1 protein-coding gene and 1 pseudogene are annotated in these 1663 nt (G+C 64.6%); both read left to right on the top strand.

The genetic code is table 11. From position 1 onward, the window contains the following. A pseudogene (locus FH08_RS52110) lies at positions 1-82 on the top strand (short chain dehydrogenase); the annotation flags it as partial. After that, a partial coding sequence (locus tag FH08_RS0133675) for a thiamine pyrophosphate-binding protein (RefSeq protein WP_031362580.1) occupies positions 75-1663 on the top strand: 1589 nt, incomplete at its 3' end. The pseudogene FH08_RS52110 and the gene FH08_RS0133675, both read left to right, overlap by 8 nt.

The following is a 1663-nucleotide window of genomic DNA, read 5'->3' on the forward strand; positions in this document are numbered from 1 at the left end:
TTTTTATCTGTCTACGAGCCTGTCGTCCTACACGACGGGCAGTCACATCGAAGTTTCTGGAGGGGTTGCGCGACATGTCTAATAAAACCACCGTTGGCGATCTGATCGCGGCGTTTCTTGAGCAGTGCGGCGTGCAGACGGCGTTCGGCGTGATCTCGATTCACAACATGCCGATGCTCGATGCGATCGGCCGGCGCGGCAAGATCCGGTTTGTCGGAGCGCGGGGCGAAGCGGGCGCGGTGAACATGGCCGATGGCCTGGCGCGTGTGTCGGGTCAACTGGGCGTGGCGTTCACGAGCACCGGTACGGGCGCGGGCAACCCGGCCGGCGCGATGGTCGAGGCGCTGACCGCGAGCACGCCGTTGCTGCACTTGACGGGCCAGATTGAGGCGCAGTACCTGGATCGCAACTGCGGCTACATCCACGAAGTGCCGCGCCAGTTGGAGATGCTCTCGGCGATCTCCAAGGCGGCATACCGTGTGCGCAACGCGCAGACAGCGCTGGCAACGGTTCGCGAAGCGGTGCGGGTCGCGCAGACGGCGCCCACGGGGCCAGTGAGCGTGGAGATTCCAATCGATATCCAGAGCGCGGAGGTGGATTGGCCCGCTGATCTGGGCGCGCCGCACATCACGACGATCACGCACGAGAGCGCGCAGGTGGAGCGGCTTGCCAACGCGCTGGCCGATGCCAAGCGCCCGATGCTGTGGCTGGGCAGTGGCGCGCGCCATGCCACGCAGGCGGTTAAGCGGCTGATGGCGCTGGGATTTGGGGTCGTGACGAGCGTGCACGGACGCGGGGTGCTGCCCGAAGACGAGCCAATGCTGTTGGGCGCGTTCAACGCGCACCCGGCGGTGGAGAAGTTCTACAAGACGTGTGACGCCGTGGTGGTGGTGGGCTCGCGCCTGCGCGGCAACGAGACGATGAAGTTCAAGCTTGCGCTGCCTCAACCCCTGTACCGGGTGGATGCAGACGTGCTCGCGGACAGCCGGGCGTACCCGAATGATCTGTTCGTTCATGGCGATGCGGCATCGGTGCTCGATGAACTGGCGACGCGCCTGGAAGGGCGGCTCTCGGTGGACCCGGCGTTTGCCGCGGATCTGGCCGCGGTGCACGAGGTTGCGGTGGGCGAGATGGTGAAAGGGCTGGGGCCGTACAAGCGCCTGGTGGAAGCATTGCAGGCGGTGGCGGGGCGCGACTACAACTGGGTGCGCGACGTAACGATCTCGAACTCGTCGTGGGGCAACCGGTTGCTGAAGATCTTTACGCCCCGTGCGAGTGCATATGCGGTGAACGGGGGGATCGGGCAGGGCTTGCAGATGGCGATTGGGGCGGCGGTGGCGGGCTCGGCGGCCAAGACGATCTGCATCGTGGGCGACGGCGGATTGATGCTCAACGTGGGAGAGTTGGCCACGGCGGTGCAGGAGAACATCAGCGTGCTGATCGTGCTGATGAATGACCAGCGCTACGGGGTGATCAAGAATATCCAGGACGTGCAATACGCGGGACGCAACTACTACGTGGAATTAAAGCAGCCGGACTTCGGGCAGTTGTGCGCGAGCATGGGGGTGAAGCATTACCTGCTGAGTTCGCTGGAGAGCGTGCAGGACGTGTTGAGCGAGGGTATCGGACAAAGCGGGCCGGTGGTGGTCGAGGTGGACATGCT

The sequence above is a fragment of the Caballeronia sordidicola genome (genome assembly GCF_000729995.1).
GTDB classification, from domain to species: Bacteria; Pseudomonadota; Gammaproteobacteria; order Burkholderiales; family Burkholderiaceae; genus Caballeronia; species Caballeronia sordidicola_A.